At 61.6% G+C, this 12,438-nt stretch carries 13 protein-coding genes; 9 read left to right on the top strand and 4 right to left on the bottom strand.

All coding sequences use genetic code 11. The features are described 5' to 3' along the window. The 3 genes from AC1M2H_RS06170 to mltB all read right to left on the bottom strand — a co-directional run bounded on the left by AC1M2H_RS06170 (position 1) and on the right by mltB (position 2,851). Positions 1 to 864 (bottom strand): metal ABC transporter permease, encoded by an 864-nt coding sequence (locus tag AC1M2H_RS06170; protein ID WP_480150701.1) that lies wholly within the window; start codon positions 862 to 864, stop codon positions 1 to 3. Continuing rightward, the gene (locus AC1M2H_RS06165) at positions 861 to 1,559 is read right to left on the bottom strand and encodes a metal ABC transporter ATP-binding protein (RefSeq protein WP_480151855.1); all 699 of its coding nucleotides are present in this window, start codon (positions 1,557 to 1,559) and stop codon (positions 861 to 863) included. Before AC1M2H_RS06165 ends, AC1M2H_RS06170 begins: the two co-directional genes overlap by 4 nt. A 215-nt stretch (positions 1,560 to 1,774) precedes the next feature. Beyond that, entirely contained in the window at positions 1,775 to 2,851 is a 1,077-nt protein-coding gene (mltB, locus tag AC1M2H_RS06160) for a lytic murein transglycosylase B (RefSeq protein ID WP_480150700.1), read from the bottom strand. Between the two features lie 295 nt (positions 2,852 to 3,146). Here mltB and srlA point away from each other — a divergent pair, with 295 nt between their 5' ends. The 7 genes from srlA (at position 3,147) to gutQ (ending at position 8,082) form a co-directional block, all read left to right on the top strand. Beyond that, positions 3,147 to 3,710, top strand: coding sequence for a PTS glucitol/sorbitol transporter subunit IIC (gene srlA, locus AC1M2H_RS06155; protein WP_132513143.1), 564 nt, complete (start codon positions 3,147 to 3,149; stop codon positions 3,708 to 3,710). Further along, complete coding sequence (gene srlE / locus AC1M2H_RS06150; RefSeq protein WP_480150699.1) at positions 3,707 to 4,684, top strand: PTS glucitol/sorbitol transporter subunit IIB; 978 nt, start codon at positions 3,707 to 3,709, stop codon at positions 4,682 to 4,684. Before srlA ends, srlE begins: the two co-directional genes overlap by 4 nt. 13 nt (positions 4,685 to 4,697) lie before the next feature. Beyond that, positions 4,698 to 5,060, top strand: a complete 363-nt coding sequence (gene srlB / locus AC1M2H_RS06145) for a PTS glucitol/sorbitol transporter subunit IIA (protein ID WP_480150698.1) — start codon at positions 4,698 to 4,700, stop codon at positions 5,058 to 5,060. Between the two features lie 17 nt (positions 5,061 to 5,077). Next, positions 5,078 to 5,857 (top strand): sorbitol-6-phosphate dehydrogenase, encoded by a 780-nt coding sequence (gene srlD, locus AC1M2H_RS06140; protein ID WP_480150697.1) that lies wholly within the window; start codon positions 5,078 to 5,080, stop codon positions 5,855 to 5,857. Positions 5,858 to 5,922: 65 nt separating this feature from the next. Next, the gene (gene gutM / locus AC1M2H_RS06135; protein ID WP_480150696.1) at positions 5,923 to 6,282 is read left to right on the top strand and encodes a transcriptional regulator GutM; all 360 of its coding nucleotides are present in this window, start codon (positions 5,923 to 5,925) and stop codon (positions 6,280 to 6,282) included. Between the two features lie 68 nt (positions 6,283 to 6,350). Continuing rightward, on the top strand, positions 6,351 to 7,124 hold the full coding sequence (gene srlR / locus AC1M2H_RS06130; RefSeq protein ID WP_095098414.1) for a glucitol operon DNA-binding transcriptional repressor SrlR: 774 nt from the start codon (positions 6,351 to 6,353) through the stop codon (positions 7,122 to 7,124). Further along, the gene (gene gutQ / locus AC1M2H_RS06125; RefSeq protein ID WP_480150695.1) at positions 7,117 to 8,082 is read left to right on the top strand and encodes an arabinose-5-phosphate isomerase GutQ; all 966 of its coding nucleotides are present in this window, start codon (positions 7,117 to 7,119) and stop codon (positions 8,080 to 8,082) included. Before srlR ends, gutQ begins: the two co-directional genes overlap by 8 nt. Here the strand turns inward: gutQ and norR are convergent. After that, entirely contained in the window at positions 8,045 to 9,589 is a 1,545-nt protein-coding gene (gene norR / locus AC1M2H_RS06120; RefSeq protein ID WP_480150694.1) for a nitric oxide reductase transcriptional regulator NorR, read from the bottom strand. The genes gutQ and norR overlap by 38 nt on opposite strands. A gap of 187 nt (positions 9,590 to 9,776) precedes the next feature. Here norR and norV point away from each other — a divergent pair, with 187 nt between their 5' ends. Beyond that, the gene (gene norV / locus AC1M2H_RS06115) at positions 9,777 to 11,228 is read left to right on the top strand and encodes an anaerobic nitric oxide reductase flavorubredoxin (protein ID WP_480150693.1); all 1,452 of its coding nucleotides are present in this window, start codon (positions 9,777 to 9,779) and stop codon (positions 11,226 to 11,228) included. After that, complete coding sequence (gene norW / locus AC1M2H_RS06110) at positions 11,225 to 12,358, top strand: NADH:flavorubredoxin reductase NorW (RefSeq protein WP_480150692.1); 1,134 nt, start codon at positions 11,225 to 11,227, stop codon at positions 12,356 to 12,358. Before norV ends, norW begins: the two co-directional genes overlap by 4 nt. Positions 12,359 to 12,438: the final 80 nt, after the last annotated feature.

Here is a 12,438-nt window from a genome sequence, read left to right as displayed (position 1 = left end):
TTACCCCATTAATTTGCGCCAGCCGACCACCAGCCGGCTGCGCGCGCCAAAAAACACCGAAATAAAAAAGATCCCGCTAGCGGTCAGCACGATGGCGGGGCCGGCGGGCAAATTCGCCGCCCACGACAGGCTAAGCCCCATCCAGGCGCAGGCGCTGCCGATCAGCGCCGCCAGCAGCAGGATGGCGGGCAGCGTTCGCGCCCAGCAGCAGGCGGCCACCGCCGGGAGCATCATCACCCCCACCGCCATCAGGGTGCCCAGCACCTGGAAACCCGCCACCAGGTTCAGCACCAGCAGCGCCAGAAACAGGCCGTGCAGCAGCGCGGGCAGCCGGCGGTTATTCACCTGCAGCCACGCGCTGTCGAAAGCCTCGTTCACCAGCCCGCGATAGAGCAGCGCGATGCAAACCAGCGTCAGGCTGGCGACCCCGGCGACGAACAGCGCCGCGTCGTTATCCACCGCCAGAATCGAACCAAACAGCAGATGCAGCAGATCGACGCTGGAGCCGCGCAGCGATACCAGCGTTACCCCCAGCGCCAGCGATCCCAGATAAAACCCGGCGAAGCTGGCGTCTTCTTTAAGCGGCGTGCGGCGGCTGACCCACCCCGCCACCAGCGCCACCGCAATGCCGGCGATAAAACCGCCGACCGACATCGCCAGCAGCGACATGCCGTTAAGCAGATAGCCCACCGCCACGCCGGGCAAAATCGCGTGCGACAGGGCATCGCCCATCAGGCTCATGCGCCGCAGCAGCAGGAAAACCCCGAGCATGGTGGTGCTCAGCGAGAGCGCCAGGCATACCACCAGCGCGCGGCGCATAAAGCCGAATTCGATAAAAGGTTGAAAGAAGGTGTGCCAGATCATGCCAGCCTCGCGGAGTCAAAGGCGGGAAGCACGTTGCCGGTCTCGCCCCAGCGGGCGTTTCGCGACTCCAGCAGCAGGGTTTCCGGAAAGTATTCGGCGACGCGCTGATTGTCGTGCAGCACCGCCAGCACGGTCTGCCCCTGCCGGTGCATCTCGAGGATCAGCGTCATCAGCTCACGGCTGGTGGACTCATCGATCCCGGTAAAGGGCTCATCGAGCATCACCAGCGGGGCCTGCTGGACCATCACCCTGGCAAACAGCATGCGTTGAAACTGCCCGCCGGACAGCGCCTCAATCGGCGTTTTCGCCATTGACGCCAGGCCGACGCGATCCAGCGCCGCGTCAATGCGCCGGCGGATCTCGCCGCCCAGACCGCGCAGGAGCGAGACCTGCGGCCAGGCGCCCTGGCTCACCACGTCCCGAACCACGAGGGGAAACTGTGATTCCAGCGAATGCCGCTGCGCCAGCCAGCCGATGACCGGCCGCGACGTCGTCCAGCGCAGGCGACCGCTCACCGGGGGAATAAATCCGGCCAGCGTTTTCAACAACGTCGATTTACCGCAGCCGTTGAGGCCGACAATGGCCGTCAGGCTGCCCGCGGCGATAGCGCCGCTCAGCGCTGGGGTAATCGCCAGCTCACCATACCCGGCGACCAGGTTTTCCAGTTCAATCATGGCAGGGTTACCGCCCACCATGTCGCCAGCCACAGCAGCGCCAGCAGGGCGCAGGCGAAGCCCACGCGCAGCGCGGCCGAGCTCGAAAAAAGAGAGATGAACATCTTTGCCCCAATAAATATGTTATAACATAACATTATTGGATCGGCGGGATAATGTAAATCAGCGTCAACGAGGGGAAATGCTGCAAAATGTTACAGACTCCCCTCCGGGCGGAGGGGAGCCGGCGGGAAGGCTTACTGTCCGCGGGCCTGGGAAACGGCCAGGCCGAGCTGCCAGACGGCCATCGCGTAGTGGGTGCTGTGGTTATAGCGGGTAATGGTGTAGAAGTTCGGCAGCCCGTACCAGTACTGGTAGCCGGTGCCGATATCGAGGCGCAGCAGGCTCGCCTGCTGATGGTTGCCCAGCGGCTGCGTTGGCGTCAGGCCGGCCGCCGCCAGCTGCGATAGGCTGTAATTGGTTTTAAAGCCGTTCTCCAGCCCCGGCGCCTGGCCCATTGCCGGTACCGCGACCAGATCGCCGCTCGCCCAGCCGTGCTGCTTGAAGTAGTTAGCCACGCTGCCGATCGCATCCACCGGGTCCCACAGGTTGATATGCCCGTCGCCGTTGAAATCCACCGCGTACTGGCGATACGAGGAGGGCATAAACTGGCCGTAGCCCATGGCGCCGGCGAACGAGCCTTTGAGGTCCAGCGGGTCGTCGCTTTCGCTACGCGCCATCAGCAGGAAGGTTTCCAGCTCGCCGGAGAAGTACTCCGCGCGCCGCGGATAGCTGAAGGAGAGCGTCGCCAGCGCGTCGAGAATGCGGGTTTTCCCCATCACGCGGCCCCAGCGGGTTTCCACGCCGATAATACCGACGATGATTTCCGGCGGCACGCCGTAGACCTGCCAGGCGCGGTTCAGCGCGTCCTGATACTGATTCCAGAACGCCACGCCGTTTTGCACGTTATCCGGGGTGATGAACTGCTTTTTGTAGCGCAGCCACGCGCCGGTCGGCCCGGTCGGCGGCAGTCCGCTCGGCGCCTGGCGGTCCATCAGGCGCAGGACGTAATCCAGGCGCTTAGCCTGGGAGAGAATTTCGTGCAGCTGCTGCCGGTCAAACCCGTGCTTGCTCACCATTTTGTCGATGAACTGCTCCGCAGCAGGATTGTTGGCGAAATCTCCCCCCATATTCATAACGGTATGCTGCGGCTCCAGCAGGAAGCCACCGGATCCTCCCGTGGTCTCCGTTACTGCGGTGGCTTTAGGTTTGCTGCTGCAGGCAGCGAGGAGTACGCACAGCGGGAGTAATGCCAGATAGCGACGCTTCAACATGGGACTTCCATTTAACAAATTCGGCAAAGGGTAATTATGGTAAAGCATGCGGCCATCAACAAGGAAGCGGCAATCTATTGGCGGGCAAAATAGTCCTGCCCTTCGCCCTTTACTCCCGCCAGGTCCCTCTTCCCTGCACATTTTCAGGGTAAAATTTTCATCCCATCGGCAATAAACTTTCAAATTAAAATATTTATCTTTCATTTTGCGATCATTTTAACACTTTTAAATCTTTCAAAGTGATTAAAATCAGCTGCCAGTTAGCAAGAAAAATAACGCTACAGAGGAGAGAATAATGATCGAAGTTATTACCCACGGCGCCGAATGGTTTATCGGCCTGTTTCAGAAGGGGGGCGAGGTCTTTACCGGGATGGTAACCGGGATCCTGCCCCTGCTGATCAGCTTGCTGGTTATCATGAACGCGCTGATCAACTTTATCGGCCAGCAGCGGATCGAAAGGCTGGCGCAGCGCTGCGCCGGGAATCCCGTCTCCCGCTACCTGCTGCTGCCCTGCATCGGGACCTTCGTTTTCTGCAACCCGATGACCCTGAGCCTCGGGCGCTTTATGCCCGAGAAGTACAAGCCCAGCTACTACGCGGCGGCCTCCTACAGCTGCCACTCCATGAACGGCCTGTTTCCCCATATCAACCCCGGCGAGCTGTTCGTCTATCTCGGGATCGCCAACGGCTTAACCACCCTCGGCCTGCCGCTGGGGCCGCTGGCGGTGAGCTATCTGCTGGTCGGCCTGGTGACCAACTTCTTCCGCGGCTGGGTGACCGATCTGACAACCTCCATTTTTGAGAAAAAAATGGCCATCCAGCTTGCACAAAAAGTGCATCTGTCCGGAGCTGCATCATGACGCGTATTCGTATTGAAAAAGGGGCCAGCGGCTGGGGCGGCCCGCTGGAGCTGGACGCCGTAGAAGGCAAAAAAATAGTCTACATCACCGCCGGCACCCGCCCGGCCATCGTCGACAAGCTCGCTCTCCTCACCGGCTGGCAGGCCGTGGACGGTTTTAAAGAGGGGGAACCGCCGGAAGATGAGATCGGCGTCGCCATTATCGACTGCGGCGGCACCCTGCGCTGCGGCATCTATCCGAAGCGGCGTATTCCGACCGTCAATATCCACGCCACCGGCAAGTCCGGGCCGCTGGCGCAGTATATCCTTGAGGACATCTACGTCTCGGGCGTTAAGGAAGAGAATATCCATCCCGTCGACGGCGCCGACGCCGACGCCGGCGAACCGGCCCCGCCTCAGCCCGCGGGCCGCGATTACGACGCCAGTAAAAAAATCACCGAGCAGAGCGACGGCCTGCTGGCCAGGGTCGGCATGGGAATGGGCTCCGTGGTAGCAGTGCTGTTCCAGGCCGGGCGCGACACCATCGACACGGTGCTGAAAACCATCCTGCCGTTTATGGCCTTCGTCTCGGCGCTGATCGGCATCATCATGGCCTCGGGCATCGGCGACTGGATTGCCCACGGCCTGGCGCCGCTCGCCAGCCATCCGCTGGGGCTGGTGACCCTGGCGCTGATCTGCTCCTTCCCGCTGCTGTCGCCGTTCCTCGGCCCTGGCGCGGTGATCGCCCAGGTTATCGGCGTGCTGATCGGCGTGCAGATTGGCCTCGGCAATATTCCGCCGCATCTCGCCCTCCCCGCCCTGTTTGCGATTAACGCCCAGGCGGCCTGCGACTTTATTCCGGTCGGCCTGTCGCTCGCCGAAGCCCGGCAGGAGACGGTGCGCGTCGGCGTCCCGTCGGTGCTGGTCAGCCGCTTCCTGACCGGCGCGCCAACGGTGCTGATCGCCTGGTTCGTTTCCGGATTTATTTACCAATAAGAGGTTCCTGAAGATGACCGTGATTTACCAGACCACCATTACGCACATCGGCGCCAGCGCGACGATGGCGCTGGAGGATCGGATGCTGATTACCTTCCGCGAGGGCGCGCCGGCGGATATCGAAGAGTACTGCTTTATTCACAACCACGGCGAGCTTGTCGGCGCGCTGGCGCCGGGGGCGCAGCTCCAGCTGGGAGAACAGCGCTATCCGGTCACCGCGGTGGGCGAGGTGGCGGAACAGAATCTGCGCGAGCTGGGCCATATCACGCTGCGCTTCGACGGCCACCACGTGGCGGAGTTTCCGGGGACGGTGCACGTGGCCGGCCCCGTGCCGGAGGCGATCGCCCCCGGCTGCGTACTGAAATTTTTTGCTTAAGCTGTAAGGAGAGAACTATGAGTCAGGTTGCTGTTGTCATCGGCGGAGGACAAACCTTAGGTGAGTTTCTGTGTCGTGGGCTCGCCGCCCAGGGGTATCGCGTGGCGGTGGTGGATATTCAAAGCGATAAGGCCACCCGCGTGGCTCAGGCGATTAACGCCGAATATGGCGAAGGGACGGCGTACGGTTTCGGCGCCGATGCGACCAGCGAGGCCAGCGTCGTCGCCCTCGCCCGCGGCGTGGACGAGATATTCGCCCGCGTGGATCTGCTGGTTTACAGCGCCGGGATCGCCAAAGCGGCCTTTATTAGCGACTTTGCGCTGGGCGACTTCGACCGCTCGCTGCAGGTCAACCTGGTGGGCTATTTCCTCTGCGCCCGGGAGTTTTCACGGCTGATGATCCGCGACGGCATTCAGGGGCGCATCATTCAGATCAACTCCAAATCCGGCAAGGTGGGCAGCAAGCATAACTCCGGCTACAGCGCGGCGAAGTTCGGCGGCGTCGGGCTGACCCAGTCGCTGGCGTTGGATCTGGCGGAGTACGGCATTACCGTCCACGCGCTGATGCTCGGCAACCTGCTGAAGTCGCCGATGTTCCAGTCGCTGCTGCCGCAGTACGCCCACAAGCTCGGTATCGCCGAAGATCAGGTCGAGCAGTACTACATCGACAAGGTTCCGCTCAAGCGCGGCTGCGACTATCAGGACGTGCTTAACGTGCTGATGTTTTACGCCAGCCCGCAGGCCTCCTACTGCACCGGGCAGTCCATCAACGTCACCGGCGGCCAGGTGATGTTTTAACCGCCGGCTCCCGGATCGCGCCGCGGTCCGGGTTCTTCCCGATACCACGCCTTAAGGAAATGTTCATGGTTAGCGCATTGATTACCGTCGCCGCTATCGCCTGGATCGCCCAGCTCGCCTTCGGCGGCTGGCAGATCCGCCGCTTTAACCGCGCGTTTGATAAACTCTGTCTGCAGGGGCGCGTCGGCGTCGGGCGCTCGGCGGGCCGCTTCAAGCCGCGGGCCATCGTCGCCATCGCGGTTGATGAACACGACCGCGTCAGCGGCACGCTGCTGATGAAGGGCCTGACCGTCTTCGCCCGTCCGCAGCAAATCCCGGCGCTTGAAGGCAAACTTTTGCAGGAATTGCGGCCAGATATGATCTTCCCCCATGATTCGCTCTGTCGGAATGCACTATCATTAGCGCTTAAACCGAAACATGTATAATTTCGTTGTAAAAGTAAATATCTTGCGAAATTATCATATCGAAACTTTAAACGCAGGATATAACCGCTATGAAACCACGTCAGCGACAGGCAGCTATTCTTGAGCATCTGCAGTCGCAGGGTAAATGCTCGGTCGAAGAGCTGGCGCAACACTTCGATACCACCGGCACGACGATCCGCAAGGATCTGGTTACCCTCGAACACGCCGGCACCGTTATTCGCACCTACGGCGGAGTGGTGTTGAATAAAGACGAAAGCGACCCGCCTATCGATCATAAAACGCTGATCAATACCGCCAAGAAAGCGCGCATCGCCGAAGCCGCCGTGCGCTTCATCCACGACGGCGACTCGATCATCCTCGACGCCGGCAGCACGGTGCTGCAGATGGTGCCCCTGCTCAGCCGCTTCAATAACATCACGGTCATGACCAACAGCCTGCATATCGTCAACGCCCTCTCTGAGCTCGATAACGAACAAACGATCCTGATGCCCGGCGGCACCTTTCGCAAGAAATCGGCGTCCTTTCACGGACAGCTGGCGGAGAATGCCTTCGAGCAGTTCAGCTTCGATAAGCTGTTTATGGGGACCGACGGCATCGACCTCAACGCCGGCGTCACCACCTTCAACGAGGTGTATACCGTCAGTAAAGCGATGTGCAACGCCGCCCGGGAGGTGATCCTGATGGCTGACTCGTCGAAGTTTGGCCGCAAGAGCCCGAACATCGTCTGCGGTCTTGAAAGCGTGGATATGCTGATTACCGATGCCGGCATCGACCCGACGTTCCAGCGGGCGCTGGAAGAGCAAGGCATCAAAGTTATTATTACTGGAGAAGATCATGAGTAACTTTCTGTTAGAAGCCGGACGCCAGACCCTGCTGCTGGAGCTCCAGGAGGCGAGCCGCCTGCCCGAGCGCCTGGGCGACGACTTCATCCGCGCGGCGGAAACCATCATCCACTGCGAAGGCAAACTGATTGTTTCCGGCATCGGTAAATCGGGCCATATCGGCAAAAAGCTGGCCGCCACCTTTGCCAGCACCGGTACGCCGGCGTTTTTTGTCCACCCGGCGGAGGCGCTGCACGGCGATCTGGGGATGCTCGATAGCCGCGACGTGATGCTCTTTATCTCCTATTCCGGCGGGGCGAAGGAGCTCGACCTGATCGTGCCCCGGCTGGAGGAAAAATCGATTCCCCTGCTGGCGATGACCGGCAAATCGAAATCCCCGCTGGCGCTGGCGGCCAGGGCGGTGCTGGATATCGCCGTAGAGCGCGAAGCCTGCCCGATGCATCTCGCCCCGACCTCCAGCACCGTCAACACCCTGATGCTCGGCGACGCGCTGGCGATGGCGGTGATGCAGGCCCGCGGCTTCAACGAAGAAGATTTTGCCCGCTCGCATCCGGCCGGCGCGCTCGGCGCGCGACTGCTGAATAAGGTCCATCACCTGATGCGCCGCGACGATGACGTGCCGCGCGTTGACGTCGCCGCCAGCGTGATGACCGCCATGCTCGAACTCAGCCGCACCGGGCTGGGGTTGGTAGCGGTATGCGATGCGCAAAACCGCGTCGAGGGCGTATTCACCGACGGCGACCTGCGCCGCTGGCTGGTGGGCGGCGGCACCCTCGAGGATACCGTCAGCCGGGCGATGACCCGCAGCGGCGTGACGCTGCAGGCCGAGAGCCGCGCGATTGAAGCCAGGGAGCGCCTGATGAAGCACAAAATCAGCGCCGCCCCGGTGGTGGACGAGAGCGGCCAGCTGGTCGGCGCGATTAACCTGCAGAACTTTTATCAGGCCGGGATTCTTTAAGCCCCAGACGCTTCGCCAGCCGATGCAGGTTGGCGACGTCCAGCGCCAGCGCCCGGGCCGCCGCCGCCCAGCTGCGGTTATTCTCCGCCAGCGCCCTGGCGATCGCCTCGCGCTGGAAGGCCTCCGTCGCCTCGCGCAGGTTTATAGTCTGCGTCGGCGCCAGCGGCGCGGCGTTCGCCGGGTTCGGCGCGTCGCCGGCAAACTGAAAGTGCTGCGGCTCCAGCACGATTTCGTCCCCCGCCTGGGTTGCCCGCGCCAGCACCACCGCGCGATGAATCGCATGCTCCAGCTCGCGGACGTTGCCCGGCCACGACCAGGCGCCCAGCCTTGCCCGCGCGGCGCCGCTTAACACCACCTGCCCCAGCCCCATCCGCAGGCGGCACTGCTCGCAGAAATAGCCCGCCAGCAGCACCACGTCCTGATCCCGCTCGCGCAGCGCCGGCACCGACAGCGGAAAGACGCTCAGCCGGTGATAGAGATCGGCGCGAAAGCGCCCTTCGACCACCTCCTGACGCAGGTCGCGGTTGGTGGCCGCCAGCACCCGCACGTCCACCCGCAGGCTGCGATCGTCCCCGACGCGCTGAATGTCGCCATACTGCAGTACCCGCAGTAGCTTTGCCTGCAGCGCCAGCGACAGTTCGCCGATCTCATCGAGGAACAGCGTGCCGTTATCGGCCATTTCAAACTTGCCGCTGCGGTTGCTGATGGCCCCGGTAAACGCCCCTTTGACGTGGCCGAACAGCTCGCTCTCGGCCACGCTTTCCGGCAGCGCCGCGCAGTTAAGATAGACCAGCGGATTGGCGGCGCGCGGCGAGCCCTGATGCACGGCTTTCGCCACCAGCTCCTTGCCGGTGCCGGTTTCACCGTCAATCAGCACGTTGAGATCCGACGCCGCGACGATATCAATCTCCTTTTTCAGCTGCAGCATCGGCGCCGAAAGGCCGATAATCTCCTGCCGTTCGGCGGCCGGGTAGCTCGCGCTCGGCTCCGGCAGCACGTTCTGGTTCTCCAGGCGGGCGATCAGCAACGCGTTGTTGAGCGCCCCCGCCACCAGCGCGGCAATCAGCCGCAGCTCCTCATCGCTGAAGCTGTCAAAGCGGTCGGCGTCCATGCCGTCGAGGGTCAGCGCGCCGATCAGCGTCTGCCCGGCAAACAGCGGCAGCCCTACGCAGGCGTGAACCTTGAGGCTTTCCTGACCGGGGATCAGCCCGTCATACGGGTCCGGCAGGTCGCTATCCGCCGGGAAGCGCACCACGTCGCCGGCGCGGGCGATGGCCTCTAAACGCGGATGCCCTTCGAGGGAAAAGCGCCGCCCCAGCACGTCGTGGGCGAGGCCGTCGATGGCCAGCGGCACAAACTGATGCGCCTCATAGCGCAGCAGCGCCGAGGCATCGCAGCCGAGGATCTGCCGCAGGGTGGCAATCAGCCGCGAGAAGCGGTCGGCGTGGCCGATATCGCTTTGCAAATCAATGGCGATTTTCGCCAGCGCCTCTACGGAAAAGCTCATTGCCGCCTCGCTGTCATTTTGACAATCACAATAGTCATAACGACTATTTTAACCATTGTCATTTTGACATCAACGTTTTTAATCAAAAATAACAAAACAAACAAAATCAATAGATTAAAAAGTTGGCACGCAACTTGATATAAGCAAAACATCTTATTTTGAAAACGCTGAATTAATTGAGGTTGCTATGTCTATTCTGGTTAAAAATAACATTCATTGGGTTGGCCAACGCGACTGGGAAGTGCGCGATTTCCACGGAACCGAATATAAAACGCTGCGCGGCAGCAGCTACAACAGCTATCTCATTCGCGAAGAAAAGAACGTCCTGATCGATACCGTGGATCATAAATTCAGCCGCGAGTTCGTACAGAACCTGCGCGGCGAAATCGACCTCGCCGATATCGACTACATCGTAATTAACCATGCGGAAGAGGACCACGCCGGGGCGCTGACCGAGCTGATGAACTCGATCCCGGACACCCCGATTTACTGCACCGCCAACGCCATCGACTCCATCACCGGCCACCACCATCACCCGGAGTGGAACTTTAACGTGGTGAAAACCGGCGACAGCCTCGATCTCGGCAACGGTAAGCAGCTGATCTTCGTGGAAACCCCGATGCTGCACTGGCCGGACAGCATGATGACCTATATGACCGGCGACGCGGTGCTGTTCAGCAACGACGCCTTCGGCCAGCACTACTGCGACGAGCACCTGTTCAACGACGAAGTGGATCAGACCGAGCTGTTCGAGCAGTGCCAGCGCTACTACGCCAATATCCTGACGCCGTTCAGCCGCCTGGTGACGCCGAAAATTACCGAAATCCTCGGGTTCAACCTGCCGGTGGATATGATTGCCACTTCCCACGGCGTGGTATGGCGCGATAACCCGACGCAAATCGTCGAGCTGTATCTGAAATGGGCGGCGGATTATCAGGAAGATCGCATCACCATTTTCTACGACACCATGTCCAACAACACCCGCATGATGGCCGACGCGATCGCCCAGGGCATCACCGACATCGACCCGCGCGTGGCGGTGAAAATCTTTAATGTCGCCCGCAGCGACAAAAACGAAATTCTCACCAACGTCTTCCGCTCAAAAGGCGTGCTGGTGGGCACCTCGACCATGAACAACGTCATGATGCCGAAAATCGCCGGCCTGGTGGAGGAGATGACCGGCCTGCGTTTTCGCAACAAGCGCGCCAGCGCCTTTGGCTCCCACGGCTGGAGCGGCGGCGCGGTTGACCGCCTCTCTACCCGCCTGCAGGATGCCAGTTTTGAAATGTCCCTGAGCCTGAAGGCGAAATGGCGCCCGGACCTGGATGCGCTGGAAATTTGCCGCGAGCACGGCCGCGAAATCGCCCGCCAGTGGGCCCTCTCCCCGCTGCCGGCCAGCGCTGATAAAAAAACGTCGGCTGAACAGAGCGACTGCGCCTGCGCCGCGGCGGCAGCGGCCGACCTCGGCCCGTCAATGCAGTGCAGCGTGTGCCAGTGGATCTACGATCCGGCGAAAGGCGAACCGAACCAGGACGTCCAGCCTGGCACCCCGTGGAGCGACGTGCCGGATAACTTCCTGTGCCCTGAGTGCTCTCTCGGCAAAGATGTCTTTGACGTTCTGGCAACGGAGGCAAAATGAGTGATGGCATCGTCATCATCGGCTCGGGCTTCGCGGCCCGCCAGCTGGTAAAAAATATTCGTAAGCAGGACCCGCAGATCCCGCTGACGCTGATCGCCGCCGACAGCATGGATGAGTACAACAAACCGGATCTCAGCCACGTCATCAGCCGCGGTCAGAGCGCCGAGGATCTGACCCTGCAAACCGCCGGGGAGTTTGCCGAACAGTATAATCTGCGCCTGTTCCCGCATACCTGGGTGAGCGATATCGACGCCGAGGGCAAAGTGGTCAAAAGCCAGGATCGCGAGTGGCGCTATGACAAGCTGGTGCTGGCGACCGGCGCCGCGCCGTTTATTCCGCCGGTGCCGGGCCGCGAGCTGATGCTCACTCTCAACAGCCAGCGGGAGTACGGCGCCGCCCAAACCCGGCTCCACAACGCGCGCCGCGTGCTGATCGTCGGCGGCGGGCTGATTGGCTGCGAGCTGGCGATGGATTTCTGCCGCGCCGGCAAAGCGGTGACGGTGGTCGACAATTCCGCCAGCGTGCTGTCGGCGCTGATGCCGCCAGAGGCCAGCAGCCGCCTGCAGCATCGATTAACCGACATGGGCGTGCACCTGATGCTGAAAACCCAGCTCGAAGGGCTGGAGCAAACCGCCGACGGCATCCGCGTAACCGTCGACCGCCAGCGCAGCGTGACCGTGGACGCGGTTGTTGCCGCCGCCGGCCTGCGCCCGGAAACCGCCCTGGCGCGTCGGGCAGGCCTTGAGATTAACCGCGGCGTGGTGGTCGATAGCCGCCTGCGCAGCAGCCATCCGGCAATTTTTGCCCTCGGCGACTGCGCCGAAATTAACGGCATGGTGCTGCCGTTCCTGCAGCCTATTTTGCTCAGCGCCATGTGCCTGAGCAAAAATCTGCTGGAGCAGCCGGGCGAGCTGAAGCTGCCGCCGATGCTGGTGAAGGTGAAAACCCCGGATCTCCCGCTGCATCTGGCCGGAGATACGCGGCGCGAAGACCTGACGTGGAATATCGTGGCCGCCAACGACGGCCTGGTGGCTAAAGGCGTGGATGCGGAAAACCGGCTGCGCGCCTTTGTGGTCAGCGAAGACCGAATGAAAGAGGCCTTTGCCCTGCTCAAGCAGCTGGTGAGCTAAGCGCTTTCCCGGGTCGCGACGTCAACGCCTTGCCCGTGTATGGATCCCCCCGTTATACAACCCCTCTCTTTAGTTGTGTA

The sequence above is a fragment of the Klebsiella sp. F11 genome (assembly GCF_056712265.1).
Note: the sequence above shows the minus strand (reverse complement) of the source record. Positions and strands in the feature narration are given on the sequence as shown.

Coding starts and splice junctions, on each gene's coding strand:
- mltB (WP_480150700.1), bottom strand. CDS start 2,851: ATGTTGAAGCGTCGCTATCTGGCATTACTCCCGCTGTGCGTACTCCTC.
- srlE (WP_480150699.1), top strand. CDS start 3,707: ATGACGCGTATTCGTATTGAAAAAGGGGCCAGCGGCTGGGGCGGCCCG.
- norW (WP_480150692.1), top strand. CDS start 11,225: ATGAGTGATGGCATCGTCATCATCGGCTCGGGCTTCGCGGCCCGCCAG.
- AC1M2H_RS06165 (WP_480151855.1), bottom strand. CDS start 1,559: ATGGTGGGCGGTAACCCTGCCATGATTGAACTGGAAAACCTGGTCGCC.
- gutM (WP_480150696.1), top strand. CDS start 5,923: ATGGTTAGCGCATTGATTACCGTCGCCGCTATCGCCTGGATCGCCCAG.
- srlD (WP_480150697.1), top strand. CDS start 5,078: ATGAGTCAGGTTGCTGTTGTCATCGGCGGAGGACAAACCTTAGGTGAG.
- srlR (WP_095098414.1), top strand. CDS start 6,351: ATGAAACCACGTCAGCGACAGGCAGCTATTCTTGAGCATCTGCAGTCG.
- norR (WP_480150694.1), bottom strand. CDS start 9,589: ATGAGCTTTTCCGTAGAGGCGCTGGCGAAAATCGCCATTGATTTGCAA.
- srlB (WP_480150698.1), top strand. CDS start 4,698: ATGACCGTGATTTACCAGACCACCATTACGCACATCGGCGCCAGCGCG.
- gutQ (WP_480150695.1), top strand. CDS start 7,117: ATGAGTAACTTTCTGTTAGAAGCCGGACGCCAGACCCTGCTGCTGGAG.
- norV (WP_480150693.1), top strand. CDS start 9,777: ATGTCTATTCTGGTTAAAAATAACATTCATTGGGTTGGCCAACGCGAC.
- AC1M2H_RS06170 (WP_480150701.1), bottom strand. CDS start 864: ATGATCTGGCACACCTTCTTTCAACCTTTTATCGAATTCGGCTTTATG.
- srlA (WP_132513143.1), top strand. CDS start 3,147: ATGATCGAAGTTATTACCCACGGCGCCGAATGGTTTATCGGCCTGTTT.